Source organism: Idiomarina sp. Sol25 (genome assembly GCF_033052775.1).
Classification (GTDB): domain Bacteria; phylum Pseudomonadota; class Gammaproteobacteria; order Enterobacterales; family Alteromonadaceae; genus Idiomarina.
On sequence record NZ_JAUPEW010000002.1, the window covers coordinates 291,700 to 310,964 of the forward strand.

A 19,265-nucleotide genomic window follows, 5' to 3' on the forward strand; every position below is an offset into this window, starting at 1 on the left:
CGGGCTAATGTACTTGGGGCAGTTGACGATACGATGACAAATAAGTGACGCATTTGTTGCTAATCTGTCAATTTCGTTGAGTCACCTCTGAAATACTTGTATGGTCTCTAATCCTTTACGCTTAAACATATTGAGACTGGTGGTACTACTTAATGAAGTGTCTTTCAAAACAGTCAGCCTTAGGGCTCGTTTTTTTCAGCCTGGCTGTTTCTAGTGCCTTTGCCGATGACAACTCGCTGCAACAAACACCTTTCCAGTCAGTGCTCGAACTGACTTCTGATAGCCCGGATAAACGCTACGATTATGGGCCTCACTCCTCGCAGTTTATTCAATACTGGGATGCGTCAAAACAGTCCGACTCGGCCGCTAATATCATTTTCATTCACGGTGGTTGCTGGCTAAAAGAATACGACATGACTCACACTAACCCAGCAAGCAGCGCATTAAGGAAAGCGGGCTTTAATGTCTGGTCTGTTGAATATCGGCGCCTGGGCGAGCCAGGCGGAGAATGGCCAGCGAGTCTGAATGACGTAAAAACCGCCATTCACTCTATACAGCAAAAGCTCAATAACCAGCCGGTGGCAGTTATGGGGCACTCTGCCGGTGGTCATCTCGCACTTCTGGCAACGACTCAAGAAACGCCTTCGGCTAAAAATATAAACACGGTAATTGGCCTGGCGGCCATTACTGATATGGTCAGCTACACTCAGGAACAAGGCAGTTGTAACCAGGCTGCCAGCAACTTAATGAGAACAGCTTACACCAGCGAAGCTGACTACCAGATTGCCAGCCCCAAAGCACAGAAGTTACACGTTAATACCTGGCTAATACAAGGCACCGAAGACAAGATTGTGCCTATGAGCCAAACCGCGGATCTCGACGTAAAACTAGAACAACTTGAAGGCGCAGGTCATTTTGACTTGATACACCCGAACTCAACTGCGTGGGAAGCCATTATTCAGCGACTGAACAAAGAGTTAAAACAATGAACTTCACTGACATAAAAGAACTCGACAGCATTGACCCATTTGTCGGGCATCGCGAACAATTTCAGTTGCCGGTTAATAAAATCTATCTGGATGGTAACTCTTTGGGGGCAATGACCAAAGCAACAGCAACCCGTTTGCAGCAAGTTATTCAGCAGCAGTGGTCGCAAGATCTTATCAGTAGTTGGAACGAGCATAACTGGATTAACCTACCGCAACGTGTCGGCGAAAAAATTGCACGCCTTATTGGAGCACAGCCGGAGCAAACCATTTGCTGTGACTCAATTTCGGTGAATTTATTTAAGGCGCTGGCAGCAGCGCTTTCCATTGCACAGAGACAGGACTCAGGGCGTAATATTGTGTTATCCACAAAAGACAACTTTCCGACTGACTTATATATGGTACAGGGAATTTCGCAATTTGTGGGTGAGCACCGTTGCCAGCTAAAACTGGTTGAAGAGAGTGAGCTGGAGCAACAGGTTGACGATAAAACCGCGGTAGTTTTAGCTACCGAAGTTAACTTCAGAACCGGAAAGCGACTTAACGCTAAACAACTTATTACCAGCGCGCACAAGCAGGGTGCGCTGGTAATTCTGGATTTAGCCCACAGCGCCGGGGCAATGCCCGTGCACCTGGACGACTGGGAAGCGGACTTTGCGGTTGGCTGTACCTATAAGTACTTAAATGGCGGCCCCGGGGCGCCAGCGTTTATTTATGCCGCAACACGCCATCACCAGAATATGAGCCAGCCTTTAAGTGGCTGGTTCGGACATGCCCGTCCGTTTGACTTCACTCCAGACTACGAACCCGCTGCCGGTATTCAACAGATGCTGACCGGCACCCCTTCCATTATCGCTATGGCAGCGGTCGATTCGGCGCTCGAAGCTTTCGAGAATGTCGACCTGGAAAATTTAAGAGAAAAGTCCTTACAACTGGCCGAGGTTTTTCACCAATTGTTAGAAAGAGCGGCACTGAGTAGCAGCCTACAGCTTATTTCGCCACAGCAACGGGAACAGCGAGGCAGTCAGTTGTCGTATCGTTATGAGCACGCCTACGGCTTATGTCAGGCGCTTATTCAAAGAGGTGTAATCGCCGACTTTCGTGCCCCAAATTATATCCGCTTTGGGTTTACCCCTCTTTATAACAGCTTTGAGGATATCTGGAAGGCCATTGAGCAGTTGCGGCAAGTTATTGAAGCCAAAGAACATCTCGATCCACGCTGGCAAAGCCGTAATACCGTAACCTGAAACAAAAAAGCCTCAGCCGAGTACATCCGCTGAGGCTTTTCATTACTGTACATTTACCACCAATCAATCACAGCATTTTAGTTAGTGGCATTCTGTGACCATTAAGTATTCCCCAGCCGTCTTCCATCTGGAATTCGCTGCGGTACACGTCGTCTTCTTCCTGAAGCAAGCCTTGTTGAATGTACATGTTTATCATCGTTGGTGCCTGTTGCTCTGCCATTTCTTGCAGTTCAGCTTCATCAGCGCCTGGCATTTGCATACGCATTGTTGACAACATCTGTTGTTCAGCAACCCATTTCAATAGTGGCTTATCGATAGCAATAGATGAATCGACAATCAGGCTGGAAAGCCAGAAGTCAATATTCTCGATACTGTCCGGCACCTGACTGATACCGACTAGTTTAGCGCTTAGATCGCCTTTGAATTTACCCGGTTCCATTTCACCGCTAAATTCACTAATAACGAACTCTGGCTCTGCCTGCAGCAGTTGAGGTAAGTTTTCTTTAACCAGTTTTTGTGTTGCGACTTCTATTTCGTCAGGATTCTGGTCATAAACCTTTTTCATCATTTGGTTATAAGCAAACAAGAACTCGGAATCAATATTATTAAACGCCATTTTTAACTTAAGATCTTCAAGATCAAAGTCTTCGGCTTTCAACGACGCCACAGAATAGTCCATATCAATATTCATGCGCTCTTTATCGTCGCTAAAGTAATTAACGAACTCAACACCAAGGTCTTTCAACTCGAACAGGTCGACATCATCTGGCTGACGCACAATGATTTCATTAAGCTTCATAGACATGTCGCCTTCATAAAGCTCGCCTTTCATAATTTCCAGCATGTCGCCTTTGGCTTCGGTTTCCAGTTCCAGCTTGCCAATGCTAATAGCCTGACCTGAAAGAAGAACTTCCGCGCCTTCCAGCTCCCCTTCATAACTGAACTCATCTGAAGATATTTCACCCTCACCTTCATAACCCAAAGAGGTCAGTTCGGTCTGTTCTTCATCTGATTTAGAACTGAATGGAGCAATTGAATCGTTATAGCTGATACCGCCAGAGAACCCAGCTGAGCCAGTCAGGTGATAAAAAGGCGTGTTTTCTTCCCAGTCAAGATACTCGCGCAATCCGTCGTCTTTAGCGAAAGCTTCGAAAGAGGCCATACCCAACCCTGGAGAAAACTGAGCCAAAACAGGTCCATGCTGAACATTAACAACAACTTCAAAAGATAAGTCATCTGGGGCTGACGCATCTGGATACAAAGAGCTGAAATCTGCGCCCAGCGATATCGTTGCGGTGGAGCTGAACCAACCACTATTAAATGAAACCACGCTGGCTTTATAAGCAGGTAATTCATTTATAACTTGAACATGCTGTTTTAACGTGTCTTCAACTTGAGGGCCAACGAATTTGGGGGCGATTAGAGCAGCAGCAACAATGACGATACCGACGCCGCCAAGGAGTCCTTTCTTATTCATATTATACCTTTCATTTATAGGGTTGGGTTGTAATTATATTGTTGTAAATGATACAGAATTTTTCTTACAACGGCAAAACTTTAGAATGTAAAGGAGCGTTAATGAACCCCACGCGGATAATGATCAATAAGTAAAAAAATGGGATAATGGTAACTATTGCTCGCTGACAGCAGTCAACTTATCAACCGCGGTGCCCCCTAAATGGAAATCAATGTAAACTTTCTCGACAATATGCGCCTTGAGGCGAAATTCGATGACTTCACGGTTATTTCGGATCAGCCTATTCGATACAAAGGCGATGGCTCTGCTCCCGGTCCTTTTGACTACTTTCTGGCGTCTTCTGTTATGTGCGCAGCACACTTCATTCGCCTGTATTGCGACACCCGCGACATTCCAACCGAGAATATCCGCATTTCACAAAACAACGTTGTTGACCCGGAAGACCGCTACAAGCAGCTGTTTAAAATTCAGGTTGAGTTACCGGCCGATATTTCCGAGAAAGACCGCAAAGCCATTATTCGGGCCGCTGAGCGTTGTGCCGTTAAGCGCGTTATAGAAAATGATCTGGAGTTTGACGTTGAAGCGGTTGAAAGCATTACTCAAGACGCTCAGGCGTTACTGACCATACGCCCGGACAGCGACAGCAGAACCTTTATTGAAGGCAAAGACTTACCGCTGGAGCAAACCATTGCCAACATGACAGCCATACTGGCGGACTTAGGCATGAAGATAGAAATATCCTCCTGGCGCAATATTGTTCCCCATGTGTGGTCACTGCACATTCGCGATGCCGCCTCTCCTATGTGCTTTACCAACGGTAAAGGCGCGACCAAGGAAAGCGCGTTATGCTCCGCACTGGGCGAGTTTATTGAGCGTTTAAGCTGTAACTTCTTCTATAACGACCAATATTTTGGTGAAGAAATAGCAAACGCTGAGTTTGTTCACTACCCCAACGAAAAATGGTTTAAACCCGGCGCAAACGACGAGCTGCCGACGGAAATTCTGGACGAATACTGTCGTGAGCTTTATGACCCGGAAGGTGAATTGCGTGGCTCACACTTAATTGATACTAACTCAGGCCGTGCTGACCGCGGTATTGTGTCCTTGCCGTTCACACGTCAGTCCGACGGCGGGACGGTCTATTTTCCGTCGAACTTAATTGAAAACCTGTATTTAAGTAACGGTATGAGCGCGGGTAATACTCTGCCAGAAGCTCAGGTTCAGTGTTTATCGGAAATTTTTGAACGCGCGGTTAAAAAGCAGATTATTGAAGAAGAAATTGCCCTTCCGGATGTACCGCAAGAGGTGCTTAACAAGTACCCGAATATTCTGGAAGGTATAAAAGCCTTAGAAGGACAAGGCTACCCAGTGTTAGTTAAGGACGCATCACTCGGCGGTCAGTTCCCGGTAGCTTGTGTCACCTTAATGAACCCGCGCACCGGCGGTGTCTTTGCTTCTTTTGGTGCGCACCCAAGCTTTGAAGTGGCGCTGGAGCGCAGCTTAACCGAGTTATTACAAGGCCGTAGCTTTGAAGGTCTGAACGATCTGCCGGCACCAACCTTTAACTCAATGGCCGTCACCGAGCCAAATAACTTTGTTGAGCACTTTATTGATTCATCGGGCGTTGTGTCCTGGCGCTTCTTTAGTGCTAAGTCTGACATTGATTTCGTTGAATGGGACTTCAGCGGCTCTAACCAGGAAGAAGCCGATACGCTGTTTGGTATTTTGCAAAACATGGGAAAAGAAGCTTACGTGGCCGTGCATAAAGATTTAGGCGCACCGGTGTGCCGAATTCTGGTACCGGGCTATTCTGAAGTTTACCCAGTAGAAGACCTTATTTGGGACAACACCAATATTGCCATGCAATACCGCGAAGACATTCTCAATCTGCACCGCTTAACCGATGACCAGCTAGAAGACTTGGTTGAACGCCTGGAAGACAGTCAGCTTGATAACTACATGGACATTATCACCCTGATTGGCATTGAGTTTGACGAAAACACGGTTTGGGGTCAGCTCACCATTCTTGAGTTAAAGCTGCTTATTTATCTTGCATTGCAACGCCATGACGACGCTTTCGAGTATGTAGAAATGTTCCTGCAATTCAACGACAACACCGTTGAGCGCACACTGTTTTACCGTGCCATTGAAGCCGTGCTGGAAATTACTCTGGACGAAGAGCTGGAATTAGAAGACTACCGCTACAACTTAGGCCGTATGTACGGCGAAGAGACCATTGAAGCCGTTATAAGCTCTGTTAAAGGCACTACACGCTTCCACGGTCTAACGCCAACCAATATGCAGCTTGAAGGTCTGGACAGACATTTACGCTTAATAGAAAGCTACAAAAAGCTGCATGCGGCACGGGCTGAACGGCAGGTTCAGAACTAAAAGTTCAGCCCGACAAAGGCGCCGCGGTTACGCTTAGCAACAGCCTGCATAAAGGCAGCGAAGGTTTCCGCGTTACCTTGTGAACGGCTAAAGCCTACTCCATGAATACGCATTACCGGCTTACCATCGGTACCCTGATTCTGGCTGGTTATCTGCCGTACTACGGCATCTAAGTCACTGGCGCGGTAGTCGTCACCAAAAACGTACAAGCTGGTTGTGCCCCTGGTTTTTTTATAAAGGTTAATGGCTTTCAAAATGCCCAGCTCTGGTGCACTTTTACCGCCGGTAAAGTTTGGCATTTGTTGCATAGCCATTTGTCTGAACCGTTTGCTGTCAGGTAACCAGTCACCCGCTTTACTGCTGAACATAAAGTCACCGTCGGCGGCCATAATTTGAAAGCCCTTCATTTTCGGGTGGCTTTCTATAATGTCGTTAACAACGCTAATGACCCGGTTCCAGCCCCGGCCTCCGGACATAGACCCGGAATTATCAATAACAAAAATGACGTATTCAGCGTCGGTTGGAATACCACCGACGTCATCGTCTGGTGTGTCAGTGCTGTTCGGCGTGTTTAGCATTGCGGTGGCTTGGCGTATTTCAGCCCTTAACGACGAAGCTTTATCCTGCAATTGTTGCAGGGTTTTCTGTGCCCGCGGAATAGAGCTTTCTAAATTCTTTTCCTGCTCAGTGACTGATGCGGTCTTTTGCTCGGCAGCAGACAGTTGATCCTGTTTGTCTGATAGAGCTCCCTGAAGTTCCTCCACCGACTGCTGCGCCTGCAATACTTCTGCAACTAAGGTACTGAGGTTAGCCGGTCCGCGTTCGGTATCCTCGGTACCGTTTTTCGCTAACAACACCAGCATAATCACCGCACCAAAAGCACAGGAAATAATATCCAGAAACGAGAGGTTAAAAACCTCTACTGGCGCGCGTTTGATGGTCTCAACCATCAATGCCTGGCGGCAGTCTGAGGAAATGGACTTTTTCGTCGAAATAAAGTTACGACAGGAAATCGGCAGACCGTCTCCCAATGTTGGCAGGCCATCCGTTACAATATACACGTCGGTAATATCCGGGTTTGTCTCAAATAACGTACTAATGCCCAGCTGAAGATTGGTTCCGCCCTCTGGCACAACCGCGCCTAAGTCCTTCACAATAGAATTCATAGAGCCACTGACTGATGCTGTACTCACATTACGCATGCCCAGTCGTTTGGCGGTATCGGAAAAAGTCACCACGCTCACTTTTGAGGTTTGCGGCAGCCGTGCCAGCAACCATTGTGCAACCCGCCGTGTCCTTATCCATTTAGCAGTAGAGACTTTTTTGCTGTCGCTTAAAGCCAGTTTGCTCAGCACGTCAATTAAGTTGTCGCCCATCATGGAGGCGCTCTTGTCCACCAGAATGCCTATTTGCTCGCCTTCCACTTTCATGCCGGTGATAAAGTTCTGCTCACCCGTACCCGAAAGCTCAACGTTTGCTGACTTCTCAACTTCTTTGGACAAGGCCGCTAACTGGTTTTCCAGATCGGCAACTACGGCCAACTGAGTCGACAAGTCCTGCAGAGCTTTGGTTTGTTCCTGGGTGGTGTCGTTTTTCGCTTCTTCGGAATCATCCTGCTTAGCCGACTCCAGCGCTATTTTGTCATTAATTTCGTCAATGGATTTTTTCAGACGCTGCTGCTCGTCCATTGACGCCGCCAGCTCCTGCTCAAGCTTTTCTTTTTCTTCTGAAGGGTCGGGCGTAAAAGCTTTAAAATCTATCAGGATAAAAATAAGAATGACGGCGCCCAGCCCACATGCCATGACATCCAGAAAAGATAAGTTAAAGCCGTCGCCAGCCTGGCGTGTTCGTCGCATCTGAGTCGCTCAATTAACTGTGTAAATGAGACAGCAAGTGTTTCTCGCAGGACTCTTGCGTACGGATCACCATCTTGTCCTGACGGCTGTTCAGCAAATGCATAAACAACATCAGAATCAAAGAAATAAACAGTGCCACCAAAGTCGAGTTAAAAGCTACGCCCAGCGATGCAGTCATACCGGCAATGTCACCATCGAGTGCTTTGTCAGCCTGCGCCAGCGCCGAGCCAATACCGCGAACCGTACCCACGAAACCAATAGACGGAATAGCCCAGATAATATTGTTAAAATAGACTGGCTAGCGTAAGCTCACAACCATGAGTAACTATAAAGCATGATGTTATGAGGAAGTATGTCAGTGAGGCAATGACGTATTTATTTGTCTTCACTATTATTGTCGCTGTCAGTCTGACGACGAACGCTCGCCCAATACAGCAACATAAAGAGTTCTCGCGGGTTGCTCAAAATATGGCCGCGAGACAGTCCTCTGTATATCAAGTAACACAGGATACAAGCGGATTATTGTGGTTAGCGACAGATACCGACGGAATTCTGCGTTACGACGGCTATCAGTTTTCTCGCTGGACAGAGGCTGTTTTACCCTCAGTTAAAACGGCTGATTTCTCTAAGCTACTCATTGACGACGACATTATTTGGGCTGCTACCTGGGGTCATGGTTTAGCTGCCTGGAATTCAAAAACACAAAAAGCTCATCAGTTTAAACAAACCAAACACAGCAGCAGCCTCAAAAACAATCGTGTGCAAACCCTGTTTAAAGACAGTCAAAACCGTCTTTGGGTTGGCTCACTGGGGGGCCTGCAATACATTAAGCCCGGCCAGACGATTCAAGAGGATCTAACCTTTAAGTTTTTAGCAGAGCAGCACCCCCTTAATAACCTTCGAATATGGTGGATTACGGAATCAAGTTCTGCTTTGTGGGTAGCCAGTTCTCAGGGCGTTTTTAAAGTCTCACTCGACTTAAAAACTTGGGAGCAGTACTTTGTCGATCCTGACAATATTGGCGAAAACAGGGCAAATCAGGTACGGACCATTGAGTTGGTAGGTGATACGCTCTGGGTAGGCACGGCTCAGGGGCTATTTTATCTTGGTAATGAAACCAACACGTTCAAGCCGACACACTTTGAGGGTGTGAAAACACCGGCCAGTTTACGCGTTAACGATATGATTGTTGAAAGCAACAACGGCAAGCAGTCTTCGCTATGGGTTGGCGCCAGCGAAGGGCTCTACCAAGTCAATACCGAAAGCCGGACCTTTATAAAACAAAAAAACGACTGGGCAGCCCTTAAAAATGTTGACATTCGCTCCTTGCACTTTGATAAAACAGATACATTATGGATTGGCACTCGATCGCAAGGTTTATTTAAAGGTATAACCACAGTCAACAACTTTACCGACCCGTTAGCCGGCGTAAAGGCCCTCTCTAATGTGCCGGCCACTGACAACCCCGTACAAGCTATACATTACGCCAATAACAACGACCTTTGGCTAGCGAACACCGCGGGGCTTTATAAACGCGATTCCGTAACCGAGTTATGGCAGTTTTTTCCTTTTAACAACGAGTACCCCGTAAGAGAAGTTAATGTACTTATTACCGACAGCCATGGCAACCTTTGGGTGGGTACCAACCAAGAGCTTTTTAGAACACAGAGCGATAACCCAAAACTCGATCCGGTAGATGCCATAGAGATTCAGCTTGGGCTTGAAGAAAATACAGTCACAGCGATACATGAATCAGACAATGGCACAATTTTACTGGGCTTATGGGGCCAGGGAATCGTCAAATTCGATCGAGACTCGGGAATGTTCTCCTGGCACAACCAAAAATTTGGCGAGCTTCGGAACGATCAAGCTTACTCCATAGTTACTGTTGAAAGCTCGGGAATTTATAGTGCGACCGGCTACTCAGGTCTGCTTAACCTAACGAACCAGTCACTGGTAGAGGGTCCTTTCAACAATGAAACTCTACTCTGCGCATACTCATTTAGGCCAAACACCATTTGGTTATGCAGCGACAACGGCTTATGGGAGTACAACACTCAAAGCAAAACAACCCGACATTTCACTGAATCTGACGGATTGCCGTCTAACCGGATATTGGGCATAACGGCAGATAAGACCGGTAACCTCTGGGTAATCACGTCACTGGGCTTGGCTCGATTAAATTTAACCTCTCATAAAATTATTACACTAAACGAAGCCGATGGCTTGCCATCAAGTAATTTTATAGAGCACGCAATTGACAGTTCCTCTACCGGAGAAGTAACCATTGGTAGCACAGCGGGAGCAAGTTCATTTTCGCCCGAGCAGGTTAAAATTAAAGAAGTGGTTGCCAATACTGCATTGACCTCTATTGAGGTGAATGATGAAAATATTACCGATCGATACGCTTTAACATCAAAACGTTTCATTTTGCCAGAAGATTACCAAAGGTTTCGTTTATCATTCGCTATTACTGATTTTCGGGCCCCCGAAAAGAACTCAATTCGCTATCAATTATCAGGAGTAAATGATCAATGGAGCGAATGGACAACTGATCTTTCACTCAACTTTAACGCGCTACCGCCGGGCAAGTACCAGCTCACTGTTCAAGGCAGAAACAGTCAAGGCATAGAGAGTAAAAAACCACTGACCTTGTCACTCGTAGTCCGTGCGCCGTGGTGGTACAACTTTTGGACATTTTTTGTTGGCACCTCAGTGTTCATAGTATGTATTTATGTTGCCATTCGACTACGTACTAAAACGTTGGAGCGTGCGAACCTTAAACTTGAAGCTGAAATAGCGCTGCGTACGAATGAACTCAAATTCGCAAACGAAAAGCTCCAAAAATTATCGGAAACAGATCCGCTCACAGGACTGTTGAATCGCAGGGGGTTCGAAAACAGTTTTCAGCGTTTGATACTACTACATCAAAAGAGCAAGGAGCCATTAAGCATCCTACTTATTGATATCGACCATTTTAAAAAGTTTAACGATAAATACGGTCACAACGCTGGCGATAGCACATTAAAAGCCGTTAGTCAGACACTCACTAGCTGTGTCAGAGAGCAAGACATTGTTGCTCGTTGGGGCGGTGAAGAATTCGTCCTCGCTTTACCGAACCTCGACATTAAAAAAGCTGAAGAGACTGCGAACAGGCTTCGCCTGGCAATTGCTAACCAAGAGCTCGACTGCGAAGGGATTCCGGTAGCTATTACCGCTACGATAGGCATTAGCAGCTTCAATGCCGAAGAAGACAATTTAGCGGTCTGGATTAAAGCCGCAGATGATGCACTGTACGAAGGCAAAGAAAAGGGAAGAAACAGGTTTGTTGCCAATACGAATCCCTTTAAATAGCCTTCTATAAATAAACACCAGTCATACAGCTGCTTCCATGAGCATAACATCTCATAGGTGGAACTCCGGCATTTCACCATGCAGACACTCAAACGCAACGGTCATCTGTTCAACATCATCACTGATATACAGCTGACCATCACTGATCATCACGCCCCAATGTGTCGAGCGTTGTAGTTTGGAAGCAATCTCAGCTAACTCATTTTGCGGTAAAACAAACACATTCACGTTGGTTAAGTGAGCAAACTGAGGTAGCACTTTTTCTCGCCACAACCGCGCATTACCATAAACAACTACCGACATCCGCGGTGCACGCCGACTGGCTTTGATAACCCGAGCGGCATCAGGAAGGCCAACATCAATCCAATGCTGAATTTCACCAGTGAGATCCATTTCCCAGAGTGCCGCTTCATCGCTGTCAGATAACCCTCGGCCAAAGGCTAATTGAGGATGATAGAACATCGCATAAGCCAATACTCGTGTGGCTAAACGAAGCTCCGTCTCGGACGGATGTCGTGCAACGGTAAATTTCACACTCTCGTAAACGCCGCGATCAGTATCCGAAATATCCAGAGAGATTTTATAAGGGGTTGCTTGCAATGCCATTTCGGTACCTAAATGAGCGAGTGTGGTAGCGCGAAAGTCACATGAGCTTCGCGCTATTGATATAGTTAATCAGTTGTTCCGGTCTGCCTCTGAATAAACTGTCGGGTATCTTCCAGTAAGGCCTTTCGCGCTGGTTCATGCACATACATCATGTGGCCGCCGTGATAGTAGTGATAGATAATATCGTCAGGTGCGATGCCGTGGCGATTAAGTGTGTACTCAGCATCAAAAAACGGAGTAACCAGGTCATAATAGCCCGAGCCCACCATAACTTTTAATGCGGGGTTACTGCGCAGAACTGCGGCCAAATCCGGAGCCGTATTCACGTAATGCGGCTCCCATGAACGACCTTCAGGCAGAGGACTCCAGCGCCATTTCCCAGAGAGTTCCGGGTCAGCCGGGTTCAAATATTTGCGGTTCCAGTCAATTCCTAATTCACTGCGCATGTAGTGCATCAGCGATGCCTTATAGGCCGGCGAAATAGCACGAGCAGCATCTTCACGCGGGCTTGCAGCAACATCGTCGCGTTCGTCTTTGGTGTAGCGACTATCGAGCAGGCCTACGGCAATACCTTCGTCGCGTCGCAGCTCTTTAGCAAAACGAAACGCGTTAATGCGCAAATCAACGCGCTCAATATACTCTTTGCTCAAGCCGGTAAACCGTTGCAGTTCGCTGACTAACTCTGCTCTTTTCTCTTCGCTTAGCAAATTCCCTTCAAACAACGCAGGTAGTAGTTCTTGTGATGCGAACTCACGGCTTTGCTGGATAAAAGCCTCAAAGTCACCCGAGTTATCTACTTTGCCGTGATACCACGCCGTGGCAGCCATGGTCGGAATATAAGTAATGTAGGAAATGATATTGTCATCGACATAAGGTGTAGAGCCCTGATAATCGAGCGCCTGAGACACAAACACAATACCGTTAACATTAATCACGTAGTCATCGAGCAGTACCTTAGCAACAGCAGCAGCCCGGGTAGTACCAAAACTCTCACCCAACAAAAACACCGGCGAGTTCCAGCGGTTGTTTTCGGTTAGCCACTGGGCAATAAAAGCAGCCATGGAATCTGCATCTTCCGTCAGCCCCCAAAAGTCTTCTTTTTCACCCTTGCCAACAGCGCGTGAGAAGCCCGTGCCTACCGGATCCACAAACACCATGTCGGTAACATCAAGAATGGTTTCAGGTGCATCTTTAATGGTATAAGGCGCAACGCCTGGGTGCTCTGCATCACTGGGCACGACAATACGTTTTGGACCATAACCGCCCATATGCAACCAGTTTGAAGACGAACCCGGACCGCCGTTCCAGACAAACGTCACCGGGCGATTTTCTTCATCCTCGGCAACATAATCAAAAGAGAAAATGCTAGCCGTCGGCTCGCCCTCAGCATTTTGCAGATACGTCTCGCCGGCAGTCACCCGATAATCAATGCGTTCTCCGTTAAAAGAGCCGGTATGCTCGGAAACAAACTCCGCTGGATCAGGAACCGGTTTTTCTTCACTTTCCGATTCAGTGGTTTGTGCCAGCACGTTTAGCGATAAAGGTGCTAACAGCAGCAAGGCTGCTAAGTTGATATAACGATTTGATTGTTTCACGGATTGTTTCCTGTTCATTCTGTTTTATCTGAGATTACCACAACTCAGTATCTCATAACTTACTTATTGAGAAGACGACGCTCAAGTGCAATACCGATCACTCCACACATCGCCAAAAACAAACCTAACGCTTGCAAAATGCCGTTGATCATTCGTGGCTGTTGAATGGTTCCGTCAGCATAATAAGTGCGATTTTAAACCGTCCGTGATAACGGGGTAGAACCCTCATGCATATTTTCGGTGCGACTATCACCTCGTTAAGATGTTGGGAGTTGCCGTCACAAAATTGAAGAAAGCAACGTTATACAAAATCGGCGCGACCAGACAAAACAACCGAAGCAAAAGGCTCAGGTGCCGCTATACCGACCTACCCTAAAAACAACTTGGTTTTCTATATTTAACAGCTTAGAGTGATCTACAGGGCTCCTTAAGAGCATTTCAGTAATATAAAAATAATGAACAAAAAAACAGTGCAAAAAGTAGCGGTTATCAGCGATGTTATTTGCGATATCTGCCAGAATAACGTCATAAACGACTTCGAAAGCGTACTCGGACAGTCTAGACGAAAATTCAAGCCACGCGCAATTGCAGGCGCAGTTTGGCTATGGCTAAAATAAAGATGGCCAAAAGTTCGACTTTGACTTTTGCGAGCAATGTTTCGACAAACTACAATCACAAATCGATGAGATGAAAAATTATATCGACAAATGAAGTGCACCTTGAAGTCGTTGATAGCGCTGAAAATTGATACAGACAGCAGCTGAATGGTTCAGCGCACGCTAAAAGCGTGTTTAAGGAACAAAGCTAATGGAAGAAAATAAGCAAGTCCAAATCTTCGAAAGCCAGGATGGTCAAGCGCAAATCGAAGTCGCGTTACAGGAGGATACCGTCTGGTTAAGTCAATCTCAAATGGCCGAATTGTTCGATACATCGACCGACAACATTAGCTTACACTTAAAAAACATCTATCGGGAAGCTGAACTAGCAGAAAATTCAACTACCGAGGATTTCTCGGTAGTTCGCCAAGAAGGTAAGCGCGCAGTGCGTCGTCAAATCAAGCACTACAACCTCGACGCCATTATATCTGTCGGCTATCGGATCAGTTCCAAGCGCGCTACTCAATTTAGACAATGGGCAACAAGAACACTTAAAGATCACTTGATCCAAGGCTACACCCTCAATGAGCGCCGCTTGCAAGAGCGCGGTATTGAGTTTGAACAAGCACTCAGTCTATTAAGCAGAACGCTTAGCAACCAGGGACTTGTGACGGAAGCCGGCGAAGCAGTCGCTCTGGACTTCAAAGCTTCCCCCGTTGGCTAAAGCTATTTTTGGAAGTATCGACAAAGGGGCTCCCCAACGCTACGGAAGGCGTTAGCCAAGCGTTCCATAATACTTCTTTTAATCTACAAGCTCATCACTATTACAAAAGCAGATAAACTTATAAAACTCCTTTTCAAGTTACAATTTGCGACACATAAGCGACATGCTACATAAGAAAGGATTTAAGTTAGTGATAACTTCGGCTTAAAGCCTTTAAAAGTGGTGGCCCCTCCCAGATTTGAACTGGGGACCAACCGATTATGAGTCGGGTGCTCTAACCACTGAGCTAAGGGGCCATTTCTGGTTGGAATGCTTGAAAGCGGCGCAAATTATACGAACTTTTTACCCTTTTGTCATGGGTATCAGCACGTTAAATCGCGATGTTTTTTCAAGTTTTTCATAATTTATGTCGCCGCCCTGGCTGTGAAGCGTATCCCGCACTACTTTAAGCCCTATGCCATACTGAGTTGGTGCCAATTCGTCGGCGTGGAAGAGCAAATGCTTGTTTTTCTCTTCTATACCCGAGCTTTCGTCGCTAACAGCAATTTTTATAAAGTTTTCTTCTGCGTTTGCCTGCAGCATAATTTCGGAATTTACCGGCACAAAACTCATGATATGGCGTATTAAATAGTCCATTGCAAAGCGAACAAGTAACGGATCAGCCTCTAGTTTTAACCCATCCTCCGCTATGGCGGTTAGAGTTATGTCTTTCTCGTTACCATGGCCTTCGTGGTAGTCAGATAAGCTCTGTAGAAAATCTCCTACGTCAATTGAAACGGCTTTCCCACTGCCCATTTCTGAGGTGACTTCCCCAAATGAACTAAACAATTCAGTTAGCTGCGAAAGCTTACGCTTAATGTCGTCTTCGCTCATTTTTGAGAGCTTGCGCTGCATGTCTTCCAGGTCAGCTAATGCAAGCGCTGTCATTGAGCGCGCTATGCGCCCTACCAACGTTTTTTGGTTAGCCATAATGACTTTGTTCATCTGGTGGCTAAGCTCACGTTCTTTGGCCTGAATTTTTTGACGCGCCTGGTATAACAACAACAACAATGGCTGAATTTCTGGTATTTCCGTGGTAACGGTAACGGCCTGAGAATTGTCTTCAGCTTGCGCCACCATGCGGTCACGCTCAGAGTGCCAATTGCGGTTAAATACCGACTCGCACACCACCAGTATGCCGCCAATAATAGCCAGCAGCACAAACAGTACGCTGACAATAATAGAGAAGTCTGCCGGTACCAGCTGCACGTCTTTTTTTAGCCAAATACCCAGGTTGTAATGGTTTGTCTCTGGGCAAGCGGCGACCACTGTTGCCACTCGGTCATTCGACTGTACAGAAACCACCTCGCGTTGCTGCTCTAACGAGCGCTGCACTGCAGAACGAACAATAGGAACATCGTCATTACTAATGCCAATTTCCGAGCTATTGTTATTGCTGGTAGGGAATGCAAAGCCCATAAAGCCTTGTGCAGTGTGCCAGAAGCCACCTTTAACACCCTGAGTGTCGGCTATAGCGTCACTGAGTGCCTGATGCATCAAGTCGGGGTTGCTCACTTGTTGTTGCGATGATTCAGAAGCAGGGAAAAGGCTGTTTACCGCTAACTGCACCTTCTGGCAAGAGCTGCTCATGGCGTTTTGATTGCGCTGCAGGGTTTCGCCTGCAGAAAACCAGAACGCAACTAACAAACCGCCGACAGCTACTGCAATTATGGCAATAGCTAACCAGCGGTTATGTTTAGTGTGAGATGAGAGAGACTGCACTTACCTCACTCTCTATTTTTAAGGTAAATTATAAAAGCTGCGGGCGTTTTGATAAAAGACTTTATCAACTGCCTCTTCGCTATCCAGAGCATTCACAATATTGGTGATGTCTGAAGGCTCAAATGAACGATTACTGCGTGTGCCCGGTAAATCGGTACCAAACATCAACGCGTCTGGGTTCGTTTCATTCAGAGTTTTAATGGCCTCTTCAATATTCACTTCCGTACGCCCAAACCCGCTGGCTTTAATTTTTACACCACCTTCGGCTAAACGACGAACCTGGGACAAGCCCGACTTCGCCATACCTAAGTGGTCTACACTGAGTTTCGGCAGTTTAAGCAGAGTAGGAACCATGTCGTCCAGCTCGCGGCTGTCAACATAGATTTCCAGGTGCCATCCTGCTAAGTCCCAAATGCGCTTACCAAAATCAACAATACCTTCAATATCACGATGCACACCGCGCTTTAAGTTAACGCGCACACCGCGAATACCGTGCTCTTTCAATTGCTGAATTTTCTCATCGCTAACGGTTCCCGGCAACTGGGTAACACCCACAAAATTGTTGCCCAGGTTTTCCAGCGCAGCTTTCAGGTAGCGCTGTTCAAAACCCTGGAACGAACCTGACACAATGACTCCACCTTCAATAGGCATGCCACGTACCAGGTTACGATAGTCATCAATGTAAAAAGGCTCAGGGATATGACCTTGGTTTTCAATTAGCGGAAACTCGTCATCATAAATGTGCAAATGCGAGTCAATTATACGTTTCGGCCAATTGTCACGGTTGTTACCCATGCTGCCTCCTTTGTCAGATAGTATCTTACTCATCCAAGAACGATTTAAGCTGCTCTGAGCGGCTTGGATGGCGAAGTTTTCTTAATGCTTTGGCTTCAATTTGACGAATTCGTTCACGAGTCACATCAAACTGCTTACCCACTTCTTCTAAAGTATGGTCGGTATTCATATCAATACCAAAGCGCATACGCAATACTTTCGCTTCACGTGCTGTTAAACCACCAAGTACATCGCGAACCGAGTTACGCAAGCTCTCCGACGTTGCCGAGTCGATTGGCAGATCCAGAGTGCCGTCCTCAATAAAATCACCCAGGTGAGAATCTTCGTCGTCACCAATTGGAGTTTCCATTGAAATAGGCTCTTTCGCTATTTTCAGTACTTTGCGAATTTTGTCTTCCGGCATCATCATGCGCTCTGCCAGTTCTTCCGGCAGTGGCTCGCGCCCCATTTCCTGCAGCATTTGGCGAGAAATACGGTTCAGCTTATTGATGGTTTCAATCATGTGAACCGGGATACGGATAGTACGTGCCTGGTCCGCAATTGAACGGGTAATTGCCTGACGGATCCACCAGGTTGCATAAGTTGAGAACTTATAACCACGGCGGTATTCGAATTTATCCACGGCTTTCATCAAGCCAATGTTACCTTCCTGAATTAAGTCCAGGAACTGCAAACCACGGTTGGTGTACTTTTTCGCAATGGAGATAACCAAACGCAGGTTAGCTTCAACCATTTCTTTTTTTGCACGACGCGCTTTGGCTTCGCCAATGGACATACGCCGGTTAATTTCTTTCACTTTAGCAATGGTTAAGCCGGTTTCGCGTTCTACGTCAACCAGCTTATTAACGCAGCGTTCAATTTCGCCGCGTACTTCTTTCAATGTGTCGGAATAGCCAGCACCAGAGTCAATCTCTTTATCAACCCAAGCCAAGTTGTTTTCATGGCTAGCAAAAGCTTTCATGAAGTTGCGTTTAGGCATTCCGCCCTGTTCAACGCTTATCTTCATGATAATACGTTCCTGAACGCGGACACGCTGCATCATGGCACGCATGTCTTTAACCAGACGGTCAAATTGCTTAGGAACCAAACGGAACTGTTTGAATAAGTCGCTTAACTTATCGATTTCAACACGAGCATCGGCACCATCACGACCATGCTTAGCAATGGCCTGACGTGTTGCTTCATACTGTTCACGAAGTGCATTGAATTTGCTGCGTGCGAATTCCGGATCGATACCGGTATCCGCTTCTTCCTCGTCTTCGTCATCATCGTTTTCTTCTTTTTCCAGCTCTTCGTTAGGAAGTTCAGAACCAATATTAGTGGCTGCTACTGGCGCTTCGTCTACTTCGTCTGGGTCGATGAATCCGGAAATAATGTCGGTTAAGCGCAGCTCTTCAGCTTCGTAGGAGTCCCACTGCTCAAGCAAGAAGTTAATAGCTTCTGGGTACTCTGCGACAGAGCATTGAACCTGATTAATGCCTTCTTCAATACGCTTGGCAATGTCAATTTCGCCTTCACGAGTCAGTAGCTCAACAGTCCCCATTTCACGCATGTACATGCGTACAGGGTCGGTTGTACGGCCGATTTCGCCATCAACAGAAGCTAATGCTTGCGCGGCTTCTTCGGCAGCGTCTTCATCTGCAGCACTTTCTGCCATCATCAGATCATCGGCATCGGGAGCGCTTTCAAACACGCGTATACCCATGTCGTTGATCATGCGAATAATGTCTTCAACCTGATCGGAATCAACAATTTCCTGCGGTAAATGGTCATTGACCTCAGCAAATGTCAAAAACCCTTGTTCTTTGCCTTTCGCAATAAGGACCTTAAGTTGCGATTGCCGATTCTGCTGCATACAGACGTTCCACCTGTGACTG

General features: G+C 46.7%; 12 protein-coding genes, 1 tRNA gene and 2 pseudogenes. 5 read left to right on the top strand and 10 right to left on the bottom strand.

Annotation, left to right across the window (positions count from 1 at the left end; genetic code table 11):
- The first annotated feature begins 152 nt into the window (after nucleotides 1–152).
- Together Q5L94_RS05505 and kynU are read left to right on the top strand one after the other, a co-directional pair.
- A complete protein-coding gene (locus Q5L94_RS05505) occupies nucleotides 153–989 on the top strand; it encodes an alpha/beta hydrolase (protein ID WP_317497442.1) in 837 nt (278 codons plus the stop codon).
- Nucleotides 986–2,233: a kynureninase gene (kynU, locus tag Q5L94_RS05510; protein WP_317497443.1), complete on the top strand. Its 1,248-nt coding sequence runs from the start codon at nucleotides 986–988 to the stop codon at nucleotides 2,231–2,233. The genes Q5L94_RS05505 and kynU overlap by 4 nt, the downstream gene beginning before the upstream one ends.
- Nucleotides 2,234–2,300: 67 nt before the next feature.
- On the opposite strand, the gene Q5L94_RS05515 is transcribed toward kynU, so the two are convergent.
- Nucleotides 2,301–3,710, bottom strand: a complete 1,410-nt coding sequence (locus Q5L94_RS05515) for a YdgA family protein (protein WP_317497444.1) — start codon at nucleotides 3,708–3,710, stop codon at nucleotides 2,301–2,303.
- A gap of 201 nt (nucleotides 3,711–3,911) precedes the next feature.
- Here Q5L94_RS05515 and Q5L94_RS05520 point away from each other — a divergent pair, with 201 nt between their 5' ends.
- Entirely contained in the window at nucleotides 3,912–6,101 is a 2,190-nt protein-coding gene (locus Q5L94_RS05520; protein ID WP_317497445.1) for an OsmC domain/YcaO domain-containing protein, read from the top strand.
- Here the strand turns inward: Q5L94_RS05520 and Q5L94_RS05525 are convergent.
- The 3 genes and pseudogenes from Q5L94_RS05525 to Q5L94_RS05530 all read right to left on the bottom strand — a co-directional run.
- On the bottom strand, nucleotides 6,098–7,051 hold the full coding sequence (locus Q5L94_RS05525; protein WP_317497526.1) for a VWA domain-containing protein: 954 nt from the start codon (nucleotides 7,049–7,051) through the stop codon (nucleotides 6,098–6,100). The two genes, Q5L94_RS05520 and Q5L94_RS05525, sit on opposite strands and share 4 nt — an antisense overlap.
- A gap of 102 nt (nucleotides 7,052–7,153) precedes the next feature.
- A pseudogene (locus Q5L94_RS14265) lies at nucleotides 7,154–7,957 on the bottom strand (VWA domain-containing protein); the annotation flags it as partial.
- Nucleotides 7,958–7,970: 13 nt separating this feature from the next.
- Nucleotides 7,971–8,237, bottom strand: a pseudogene (locus Q5L94_RS05530) (MotA/TolQ/ExbB proton channel family protein); the annotation flags it as partial.
- A gap of 62 nt (nucleotides 8,238–8,299) precedes the next feature.
- Here Q5L94_RS05530 and Q5L94_RS05535 point away from each other — a divergent pair.
- Nucleotides 8,300–11,311, top strand: coding sequence for a diguanylate cyclase (locus Q5L94_RS05535; RefSeq protein ID WP_317497446.1), 3,012 nt, complete (start codon nucleotides 8,300–8,302; stop codon nucleotides 11,309–11,311).
- A 51-nt stretch (nucleotides 11,312–11,362) separates the two neighbouring features.
- Here the strand turns inward: Q5L94_RS05535 and Q5L94_RS05540 are convergent, their stop codons facing one another.
- Nucleotides 11,363–11,917, bottom strand: a complete 555-nt coding sequence (locus Q5L94_RS05540; RefSeq protein ID WP_054489537.1) for a YaeQ family protein — start codon at nucleotides 11,915–11,917, stop codon at nucleotides 11,363–11,365.
- 65 nt (nucleotides 11,918–11,982) lie between these two features.
- Nucleotides 11,983–13,512, bottom strand: coding sequence for a S10 family serine carboxypeptidase-like protein (locus Q5L94_RS05545; protein ID WP_317497447.1), 1,530 nt, complete (start codon nucleotides 13,510–13,512; stop codon nucleotides 11,983–11,985).
- An 807-nt stretch (nucleotides 13,513–14,319) separates the two neighbouring features.
- Between Q5L94_RS05545 and Q5L94_RS05550 the strand changes: the two genes are divergently transcribed.
- Complete coding sequence (locus tag Q5L94_RS05550; RefSeq protein WP_317497448.1) at nucleotides 14,320–14,832, top strand: virulence RhuM family protein; 513 nt, start codon at nucleotides 14,320–14,322, stop codon at nucleotides 14,830–14,832.
- A gap of 220 nt (nucleotides 14,833–15,052) precedes the next feature.
- Here Q5L94_RS05550 and Q5L94_RS05555 read toward each other — a convergent pair.
- The 4 genes from Q5L94_RS05555 to rpoD all read right to left on the bottom strand — a co-directional run bounded on the left by Q5L94_RS05555 (nucleotide 15,053) and on the right by rpoD (nucleotide 19,243).
- Nucleotides 15,053–15,128 (bottom strand) — tRNA-Ile (locus tag Q5L94_RS05555).
- Nucleotides 15,129–15,174: 46 nt separating this feature from the next.
- Nucleotides 15,175–16,593 carry a HAMP domain-containing sensor histidine kinase gene (locus tag Q5L94_RS05560; RefSeq protein WP_317497449.1) on the bottom strand — a complete coding sequence of 473 codons (1,419 nt, stop codon included), beginning with the start codon at nucleotides 16,591–16,593 and terminating at the stop codon, nucleotides 15,175–15,177.
- Between the two features lie 18 nt (nucleotides 16,594–16,611).
- Complete coding sequence (locus Q5L94_RS05565; protein WP_011235426.1) at nucleotides 16,612–17,388, bottom strand: amidohydrolase family protein; 777 nt, start codon at nucleotides 17,386–17,388, stop codon at nucleotides 16,612–16,614.
- A 25-nt stretch (nucleotides 17,389–17,413) separates the two neighbouring features.
- Nucleotides 17,414–19,243: an RNA polymerase sigma factor RpoD gene (gene rpoD / locus Q5L94_RS05570; protein ID WP_317497451.1), complete on the bottom strand. Its 1,830-nt coding sequence runs from the start codon at nucleotides 19,241–19,243 to the stop codon at nucleotides 17,414–17,416.
- Between the last annotated feature and the right edge of the window lie 22 nt (nucleotides 19,244–19,265).

Coding starts and splice junctions, on each gene's coding strand:
- Q5L94_RS05505 (WP_317497442.1), top strand. CDS start 153: ATGAAGTGTCTTTCAAAACAGTCAGCCTTAGGGCTCGTTTTTTTCAGC.
- kynU (WP_317497443.1), top strand. CDS start 986: ATGAACTTCACTGACATAAAAGAACTCGACAGCATTGACCCATTTGTC.
- Q5L94_RS05515 (WP_317497444.1), bottom strand. CDS start 3,710: ATGAATAAGAAAGGACTCCTTGGCGGCGTCGGTATCGTCATTGTTGCT.
- Q5L94_RS05520 (WP_317497445.1), top strand. CDS start 3,912: ATGGAAATCAATGTAAACTTTCTCGACAATATGCGCCTTGAGGCGAAA.
- Q5L94_RS05525 (WP_317497526.1), bottom strand. CDS start 7,051: ATGGTTGAGACCATCAAACGCGCGCCAGTAGAGGTTTTTAACCTCTCG.
- Q5L94_RS05535 (WP_317497446.1), top strand. CDS start 8,300: ATGAGGAAGTATGTCAGTGAGGCAATGACGTATTTATTTGTCTTCACT.
- Q5L94_RS05540 (WP_054489537.1), bottom strand. CDS start 11,917: ATGGCATTGCAAGCAACCCCTTATAAAATCTCTCTGGATATTTCGGAT.
- Q5L94_RS05550 (WP_317497448.1), top strand. CDS start 14,320: ATGGAAGAAAATAAGCAAGTCCAAATCTTCGAAAGCCAGGATGGTCAA.
- Q5L94_RS05565 (WP_011235426.1), bottom strand. CDS start 17,388: ATGGGTAACAACCGTGACAATTGGCCGAAACGTATAATTGACTCGCAT.
- rpoD (WP_317497451.1), bottom strand. CDS start 19,243: ATGCAGCAGAATCGGCAATCGCAACTTAAGGTCCTTATTGCGAAAGGC.